The sequence below is a fragment of the Limimaricola litoreus genome (assembly GCF_024159025.1).
Classification (GTDB): domain Bacteria; phylum Pseudomonadota; class Alphaproteobacteria; order Rhodobacterales; family Rhodobacteraceae; genus Limimaricola; species Limimaricola litoreus.
In genome coordinates this window covers 1-5,904 of sequence record NZ_JAMYXC010000258.1, presented here as the reverse complement: position 1 = coordinate 5,904, position 5,904 = coordinate 1, and the positions used below count along the sequence as shown (strand labels likewise).

4 protein-coding genes, 1 tRNA gene, 1 rRNA gene and 3 pseudogenes are annotated in these 5,904 nt (G+C 65.1%); 3 read left to right on the top strand and 6 right to left on the bottom strand.

The annotated features are described in order from the left end of the window. The first annotated feature begins 190 nt into the window (after window positions 1-190). Together rrf and NHG85_RS16150 are read left to right on the top strand one after the other, a co-directional pair. Window positions 191-305: ribosomal RNA gene (gene rrf / locus NHG85_RS16155) — 5S ribosomal RNA — on the top strand. A gap of 48 nt (window positions 306-353) precedes the next feature. Next, window positions 354-430 (top strand) — tRNA-Met (locus NHG85_RS16150). A gap of 114 nt (window positions 431-544) precedes the next feature. Here NHG85_RS16150 and NHG85_RS16145 read toward each other — a convergent pair. The 5 genes and pseudogenes from NHG85_RS16145 to NHG85_RS16125 all read right to left on the bottom strand — a co-directional run. Continuing rightward, a pseudogene (locus NHG85_RS16145) lies at window positions 545-1,312 on the bottom strand (IS5 family transposase); the annotation flags it as partial. A 250-nt stretch (window positions 1,313-1,562) separates the two neighbouring features. Then, window positions 1,563-2,591 carry an IS110 family RNA-guided transposase gene (locus NHG85_RS16140; protein WP_253334256.1) on the bottom strand — a complete coding sequence of 343 codons (1,029 nt, stop codon included), beginning with the start codon at window positions 2,589-2,591 and terminating at the stop codon, window positions 1,563-1,565. A gap of 81 nt (window positions 2,592-2,672) precedes the next feature. Next, a pseudogene (locus NHG85_RS16135) lies at window positions 2,673-2,846 on the bottom strand (transposase); the annotation flags it as partial. Between the two features lie 70 nt (window positions 2,847-2,916). Continuing rightward, a pseudogene (locus NHG85_RS16130) lies at window positions 2,917-3,045 on the bottom strand (IS110 family transposase); the annotation flags it as partial. Window positions 3,046-3,197: 152 nt separating this feature from the next. After that, complete coding sequence (locus NHG85_RS16125) at window positions 3,198-4,235, bottom strand: calcium-binding protein (protein ID WP_253334255.1); 1,038 nt, start codon at window positions 4,233-4,235, stop codon at window positions 3,198-3,200. Window positions 4,236-4,451: 216 nt separating this feature from the next. Between NHG85_RS16125 and NHG85_RS16120 the strand changes: the two genes are divergently transcribed. Beyond that, window positions 4,452-4,796, top strand: a complete 345-nt coding sequence (locus NHG85_RS16120; RefSeq protein ID WP_253334253.1) for a hypothetical protein — start codon at window positions 4,452-4,454, stop codon at window positions 4,794-4,796. 100 nt (window positions 4,797-4,896) lie between these two features. Here NHG85_RS16120 and NHG85_RS16115 read toward each other — a convergent pair. Then, a partial coding sequence (locus NHG85_RS16115) for an extracellular catalytic domain type 1 short-chain-length polyhydroxyalkanoate depolymerase (protein WP_253334251.1) occupies window positions 4,897-5,904 on the bottom strand: 1,008 nt, incomplete at its 5' end.

The window sequence follows — 5,904 nt, the reverse complement described above, 5'->3', positions numbered from 1 at the left end:
ATCCAGAAACAGCAAGGCTGGATCCGAAAGCCATACACAATCAAGGAAATGTACGACGATCTGGAACACCGCCCCCCCCAACAGGGCAGGGCGGCTGATATGGTGACCTCCCCCCCGAGCGACGCGACAGGCCCCACCGGCCTCAAGCAGCCCTCCGGGCGATAGGCCACCAAAGATGTTCTTTACTCGGTCTGGTGGCCATAGCACGAGCAAAACACCCGATCCCATTCCGAACTCGGCCGTTAAGTGCCGTCGCGCTGATGGTACTGCGTCTCAAGACGTGGGAGAGTAAGTCACCGCCAGACCTAGTAAAGAACATCATAATTCTCTCTGAACGATGCAAAACATCCTGTCGCGGGATGGAGCAGCCCGGTAGCTCGTCAGGCTCATAACCTGAAGGTCGCAGGTTCAAATCCTGCTCCCGCAACCAACAATGTCGAACGCCCCGTGGCAGCAGCCCGAGGCGTTTTTTCTTGTCCAGTTCCCAGTGGGCGTTGTTGCAGAACTCAGGCTTGAGGCGCAGGTGCCCCTTTTCCCAGTGAGGTCATGCCACGCGAACGATCTCGGCGGTGCCGAGGGCTGAGAAGCGGTTCATGAGGGCGATGCGGATGTGGACTTCGGCGGTCTGGCGGTCGGGGTCTCTTGCGGCGATGCGCTCCCCGAACGCCTTCAGGCATCGCATCTTGGCCTCGACGCGACTGCGGAGATGGTAGCCGGTCCACCGCTTCCAGAACGCTCGGCCAAAGTGCCGTGTCGCCCGAAGGATGTCGTTGCGGGCCAAGGCTGCCGGTCCATCTTCTTTCCAAGGTCGTCCGTTCTTGCGGATCGGAATGATCGCCGTGGCCTGGCGCTCGATGATCGCGGTGTGGCAGCGACGCGTATCGTAGGCACCATCGGCGGTCACGGTGCCGATCGGCTCGTCGTCGGGGATCTGGTCGAGCAGATCCGGCAGGACCGGGCTGTCGCCGTCGCGGCTGGGGGTGAACTCCACGGCGCGGATGTCGGAGGTGGTCGTGTCCATGGCCAGGTGGACCTTCCGCCACTGACGACGGCCCTGCGGCCCATGCTTGCGCGCCTGCCATTCGCCATCGCCGAGGAACTTGATGCCGGTGCTGTCTACGAGCAGGTTCAGCGGGCCCTCGGCCCGTCGATACGGGATCTGAACAGACAAGCTTTTCTGCCTGCGACAGAGCGTCGAGTAGTCCGGCACCGGCCAGTCCAGTCCCGCCATCCGCAACAGGCTGGCCACCATCCCAACCGTCTGCCTCAGCGGCAGCTTGAACAGGACCTTGATCGACAAGCATGTGTGGATACCCCCGCTTGCGCAAGCGGCTTCGTGGCTCCCGAGGACAAGTGACCGGCTGCGAACATGTGTAAGGCCTTTTCATGCGGCCCTGCATGCGCCGCTGGCCAGTATGGAAATGCGCGGATGGAGGCCATTCCAAAACTGCGAGCTCGAGGCTCTCTGCCTGGCACTGGTTTGCTCCACCCCGATCCATCGATCCTTGCCCATACGGGATCAGTGCGCCACTTGCGTCACCGACGCTCCTGACAGGAGACGATCAGCAGACCGCCCCTTCAGGATCTCTGTAAACCTCCTTGCGTGTCATGATCGCCCAGACGATCCGGGCGAGCTTGTTTGCCAGGGCGATGGCAATCACCATGCGCGGCTTGTTGGGCAGCATGCGGGCGAGCCAGGAGCCGGGTTTGCCGCCGTTCCGTCCCTTCCAGTGAATGATCGACATCGCCCCGCTGATCAGCAATCGACGAATATCGCGCTGTCCCATCTTCGACGTTCGCCCAAGGCGCTGCTTGCCTCCGCTCGAATGCTGTCTCGGGACGAGCCCGAGCCAGGCTGAAAAGTCTCGGCCGCGCTGGAACGTCTCCAAGGCCGGCGCAAAGGCTTCGATCGCCATGGCCGTCACCGGCCCCACGCCAGGTATGGTGCGTAGGCGCTGTGCCACCTCGTGCTCTCGGGAATGTTCCTCTATGCGCCGTTCCAAGGCTGCAATCTCGGAAGCGGTCTGGGCGATCCTGTCCAGGTAGAGATTGCCGACCTCGCGGACCGGGTCCGGCAGATTGTTCGCCGTGTCCTCCAAGGCCCGGATGAACGGATCGACCGAGCGGCGTCCCCCTGGCACGATGACCCCGTGCTCGGCCAGATGAGCCCGCAACGCGTTCACCAGCTGGGTTCTCTGCATGACCAGAAGCTCTCGGGTCCGGAACAGCATGGCGAGAGATTGCTGCTCCCTCGACTTGACCGGCACCGTGCGCATCGACGGCCTCATGGCTGCTTCGACGATGGCCTCGGCATCATTCGCGTCGTTTTTCTGACGCTTCAGAAACGGCTTCACGTAGATCGGCGGGATCAGCCGAACCTCGTGGCCCATGGCGTTCAATTCTCGAGCCCAATGATGCGAGGTCGCGCAGGCCTCCATCGCCACGACGCAAGGCTCGATCTGCGACATGATCGATAGGAAGCGCGAGCGCGTGACCCGCTTCTTCATGACAGCTCGGCCCTCCCGGTCCGCAGCGTGCAGTTGGAAGACGTTCTTGGCCAGATCGACCCCGACTATGGTAATCTTCTCCATGGATGCCTCCTCCCTTGTGGCGATTTCAACATCACCACCTTGGCACATCGATGCCGTCGGGCGGGGGTGTCCACTCCATCAAAATTGTATCGCACCCTCGGAGAAGACCGGAGGACGCCCCGGCCGTCCCCCATGCGGTGCAAGCCACGTCATCTCCCGGTCCAGCCAGATCAGCAGGGAGCCGCGCTTTCGCAGCGCCGCGTTGTAGGCGGACCAGTTCGTCGTGCGGTAGCGGGTAGGCATGGGCTTGGTCATGCCGCCTATCTATGCGGCCGATCCGCGCCGGAAACCGTCAGGCGGGGAGTTCTGCAACAACGCCATGCTGTGACACAAAGGCCATCAATTGAGGTCGCGAAAGCTTCTTGCGGAAAACGACCGACCCGTCGTCGTGTGCCCCGTGCAATTGGAAGACATGCTTTGCCAGATCGATACCGATGAGGGTAGCTTCGGACATGGATGCTCCCTCCTTCCGTGATGGCTTCACACACATCACAGTGGCACGTTGCGATGCCGTCGGGATGGGGCATCCACGCCATCAACAGAGCCCGGCCCAAGCACAGAGGCGACCGAGGCGGGAAAGGGGCCGCGATGCGGCCCCGTCCTTGCTCAGATGAAGTCGATGTCGCCAGCCAAACCCAGCTTGCTGTCGATATCCTCAAGCAGGATCGAGCCCTTGCGGCCGAAATCGAACAGCATGCCCTCATCCGTCACCTCGGCGAAGCGGCGCACCACCTGATGCTCGGTGAGATCCGCCCGCCACAGGTTGTCGTTGAGCACCAGCGTATCGCGGTCCTCGAAGTCGCGGATGACATCGTCGCCGTCGCGTCGGCTGAAGACAAAGCGATCGGCGCCGCGGCCGCCTTCGAGCACATCGTCGCCGCGGTTGCCGCGTAGCATGTCGCGGCCGGCGCCACCGCGCAGCTCGTCATCGCCGCCCTGGCCGAACAGCCGGTCGTTACCCTTGTGTCCGTTGAGGAAATCCTTCCCACCGCCGCCCTTGACCTTGTCGTTTCCGGTGCCGGCGAGAATGGTGTCGGCGCCGCCGCGCCCGATGAGCCTGTCGTTGCCGCCAAGCCCGACGATCAGTTCGGCATTGCCATTTCCTTTCAGGGTGTCACGCGTGTCGTCGCCCTGGATCACCTCGCCAGTGGTGGCGTCGGTGAACAGGTCGGCCACCTTGATGCGGCCCGGCTGAAGCGGGCCTTCGTCGATGATCCGCGCGCGAACCGGCTCGTCGATGACGGTGGTGAAGATCTCCCGGAACAGCTCGGTGTTGTTCTGGCCCGAGCGGTACTCGGGCATGCTGTCGCCGCTGAGCGCGGCCACGAAATCGTCACCGCCGTCGAGTATCTGGGTTTCCCGGCCAGCGCCCCAGCGCAGAGTGCCGAGATAGACATCCGCCTCGCCGTCATCGTCGTCCCATGGCTCGGACGGATCCTCGAAGGCCAGCATGTTCATGCCGTTCGCGGTGTAGTGGTAGGGCCGGGGCATGTTGTCGATGTCGGCGCCCGGGAGGATATCGTCTTGGTAGGTCGAGGCGATCCGGTAGCGCGTATGACTGGCCGAAATCCCTATCTCGACATGGGCCGGGCGAATGGCGCCACGGTCGGTAAAAGCGAACCCGTCGATTTCATAGATTGGCATTGATCTTCCTTTGGTTGCATTCCCGGAGTTAGCTATCCCTCAGATCAAAAGTTGTGCAACGCCAATAGCCTGCGAGCTTCATCCCGCCCTGGTCTGTGGCACATAGGTCGAACCGACCGCCCGGCATCCGATAACCGCCTCCGCTCCGCCGCACCTCTGCCGCAAGCCGCGAACCCCGCCTATATTGCCTCCACTGCACCATGAGGGCTCCCTCGCGTGGCCTTCGATCCCGCCTGCGCCGTCCTCCGTTTCGGCACCGGCCTGTCGCCGCGCCTGCCGCTGCCCGCCAGCACGGCGGCGATGCTGGCGGCGCTGCTGGGGCCCGACGAGCTGGCACGTCGCCACCCGATCCCGGCCTTCGGCAAGACGCAGCCCGACCTCGCCGATAGTCGCGCGGCGCAGCGCAACTATCGCAAGAGCCGTGGCACGGAGAATGAAGAGGCCGTGCGCAGCGCCTTCAAAACCCTGCGCCGCGACGCCGCCGCCTTGACGCAACGCAGTTTCGTGGCCGGCATAGAGGCGCCCGAGGGTGGGCTGCGCGAGCGGCTGACCCGGTTCTGAGCCGATCACTTTCCGGCACGTGCAGGGCTCGGTGCTGCGCTATTTCGAAGCGGGCGGCTTTCGCCCGCGGTAGCGCCGCACCGAACCCCCGGGCCCGTCCTCAGACCGTCTCGAGGAAGAAGCGCAGCATCCCGGCGGAGGCATCGGGCCCCTCGGGGTCGGTGTAGGAGCCCGAGGCGCTGCCGCCGGACCAGGCATGGCCCGCGCCTTTGATGATCCAGCTTTCGGCCCGCACGCGGCCCTGCGCATCCGCGTGACGCGTCCGGCGGTAGGCGCGCGCCTTTGCGCTTTCCTCATGCGGCGCATCCTCGCCCCCCGGGGCGAGGATGCGCCCGGCGTTCGAGACATCGACCGTGCGATCCGCATCGCCATGGATGACCATCAGGCGCGGACCGGTCAGGGCAGCGGCCCGGCCGCCGCCCTGGCCACGCATGGCCGAAAAGGCCGAGACCATGTCGCTGGCCGCCCCCGCCGGCAGGCCGGAATGCACCCCGATCGCGCCGAAGAGATCGGGATGGGTTTCGCCCAGGATCGCCGCCATGGCGCCGCCCGCCGATAGCCCGGCCACGAAGCAGCGCTCGCGCGGGATGCCGAATTCGGCGCAAAGCGCGCGCGTCAGCCCGGCGAGGATCGCGGGCTCGCCGCGATCGGCCCGCTGGTGTCCGGTCTCGAACCAGTTCCAGCACGACTGCATGTTGTGCACGCGGTTCTGCTCGGGCCAGGCCACGGCGAAACCGGCCTTTTCGGCCAGCGCGTTCATGCCCGTGCCACGGGCGAAATCCTCGGGCGTCTGCGTGCAGCCATGCAGCATCACGACGAGGCCCTGCACCCGGTCGGCCCCGCAGGAGGGGATGTAGAGCCGGTAATCCCGCGCGCCCTCGGGCCCCGCATGGCTGCGATGGAGGATCTGCGCGCCCTCGGGCGCCTCGGGCATGCCGCCGCCGGAAGGCCTGAGACCGCCGAGGCCGGGCAGGGGGCCGCAATCGGCGCAGCCGGGCAGATGCGCCTTCAGCCGGTCGAGCAGGGACGTCGTCGCCTCGGCACGCGTGTCGCCCTGCGGCGCATCCCCTGTCGCGCCGCTCTCCTCGATGATCTCCGCATCCTCGAT